The organism is Ignavibacteria bacterium, from assembly GCA_016873775.1.
Taxonomy (GTDB): domain Bacteria; phylum Bacteroidota; class Ignavibacteria; order UBA10030; family F1-140-MAGs086; genus JAGXRH01.
This window is the reverse complement of the sequence record VGWC01000143.1, coordinates 1-2,164: the sequence shown is the minus strand read 5'-3', so window position 1 is coordinate 2,164 and position 2,164 is coordinate 1. Positions and strand designations below refer to the sequence as shown.

Below are 2,164 nucleotides of genomic sequence, written 5' to 3'. Positions count from 1 at the left end.
TAATGCGTTCGGGACAAAAGTTACCATCGTGGAAATGATGTCGAACATTCTTCCGATTGAGGACAAAGAAATTTCTAAATTGCTCGAAAGTAATTTCAAGAAAAACGGAATTGAAATTTTTACCGAAACAAAAGTCGAAAGTGTTACTGCGGGAAAAGATGTGAAAGTTGTTGTTTCCAATAAAGACGGAAAGAAAGAATTGAAAGCCGAAATTGCGCTCAATGCGATTGGAGTGCAAGGAAACATTGAAAACATTGGCTTGGAAACACTCGGCGTGAAATTAGAAAAAGGTTGGATTACGGTTGATGATTTCGGAAAAACAAATGTTGATGGAATTTATGCAATCGGTGATGTTGCTGGTCCGCCGTGGTTAGCGCACGTTGCATCGAAAGAAGGAATTGTCTGCGTGGAAAAAATTGCAGGAAAAAATCCGCAGCCGATTGATTGGGATAATATTCCCGGTTGCACATATTGTCAGCCGCAAGTTGCAAGCGTTGGATTGACGGAAGAAAAAGCGATTGCCGCAGGTTATCAAATCAAAGTCGGACGATTTCCATTTTCTGCAAGCGGGAAAGCGCGCGCGATTAGTGAAACGGATGGACTCGTAAAACTTATTTTCGATGCGAAGTATGGCGAACTTCTCGGCGCGCATATTTTAGGAAGCGAAGCAACAGAAATGCTCGCTGAACTCAACGTTGCAAAATCACTCGAAACAACGGCGGAAGGAATTGCGAACACAATGCACGCACATCCCACGCTTTCCGAAGCAATAATGGAAGCAGCAGAAAATGCGTTGGGACATTCGATACATATTTGAGGATTATTTAATCGCGCAAAGCCGCAACGACAACAAAGTTTTTTTTGACGAAAAAAACAGAAAATGAAATTCACACTTCCAAAACAAAGAATTTATGTTGATACATCTGTTGTCGGCGGTTGTTACGATAAAGAATTTGAAGAATGGTCGAATAAATTAGTAGATGAATTTATTGAAGGAACAAAAATCGTCGTTCTTTCTGACATCACGTTGGAAGAATTAGAAGATGCGCCGGAAAATGTTCGAAATGTTATTCCAAGAATTCCAAAAGAAAATATTGAATCAGTCCTTCTTGATTTTGAAGGACAACAACTTGCAGAATTATACATTCGCGAAGGTGCAATTTCCCGAAACTATGAAGAAGATGCATTGCACATCGCAACGGCAACGATTCATCGAGTGAATGTTTTGGTGAGTTGGAATTTCCATCACATTGTGAACGTTGATAGAATTCGGATTTACAACGCTGTGAATTTAAAATACGGTTATCAATTATTAGACATACGAACACCTCGTGAGGTATTAGATGAAAAGTGAAGAAAAAGATTTCGATGCAGTAAAAATGATGCGAGATATACGCGAAAAATTACATAAAAAATACTTGAAGAATCCTGAATTACGTGAGAAAGATTTAGAACGGATTCATAAAAAATATAATATGCATCCGCCGAAAGTTTCTCGAAAAGCGGCGTAACGTTTTGAAAAACTTAATTCATATTCTCCATCTCCATCGCACGGATTACAAACACACGTGGGATTTGCAGAAGGAAATTTTTTCTCTGGTTGAAGAGAAAGCAATCTCCGATGTTTTTATTTTGAATGAGCATAATCACGTTTATACTATTGGAAAAAGCGGCGACGAAAATCATCTTCTTGCAAGCGAAGAAGAATTGAAAATCAATGGCGTGGATGTTTTTCACATTGATAGAGGCGGAGATATTACGTATCACGGTCCCGGTCAACTTGTCGGTTATCCGATTTTGAATTTGGAAAACTACTACTGCGACATTCATCGTTACTTGCGCGATTTGGAAGAAGTTCTCATTCTCACGCTCAATGATTTTGGAATTGAAGGAACACGCAACAATGATTTCACCGGCGTTTGGGTTGGAGAAAATAAAATCGCGGCAATCGGTGTGAAAGTAAGCAAGTGGATTACAATGCACGGATTTGCTTTCAACGTCAACACCGATTTGCGTTACTTCGATAGAATTATTCCGTGCGGAATTTTTCACAAAGGAGTTACATCGCTCGAAAAACTTCTCGGAAAGAAAATTGCGATGAATGAAGTTGAAGAAAGCGTAATCAGAAATTTTGAAAAAGTGTTTTCGGTGAAAGCGGAAAGTA

3 protein-coding genes are annotated in these 2,164 nt (G+C 39.1%); all 3 read left to right on the top strand.

The window, feature by feature from the left end:
• Positions 1-817, top strand: an 817-nt coding sequence (locus tag FJ218_11400; protein MBM4167507.1) for a dihydrolipoyl dehydrogenase, incomplete at its 5' end; no start/stop codon positions are given.
• Positions 818-880: 63 nt separating this feature from the next.
• Positions 881-1,354 (top strand): type II toxin-antitoxin system VapC family toxin, encoded by a 474-nt coding sequence (locus tag FJ218_11395; protein MBM4167506.1) that lies wholly within the window; start codon positions 881-883, stop codon positions 1,352-1,354.
• Positions 1,355-1,515: 161 nt separating this feature from the next.
• The coding region (gene lipB / locus FJ218_11390) for a lipoyl(octanoyl) transferase LipB (GenBank protein ID MBM4167505.1) at positions 1,516-2,164 on the top strand (649 nt) is incomplete at its 3' end.

Bases quoted from the DNA above. Each gene is read 5' to 3' on its own strand.
- FJ218_11395 (MBM4167506.1), top strand. From the start codon at position 881: ATGAAATTCACACTTCCAAAACAAAGAATTTATGTTGATACATCTGTT.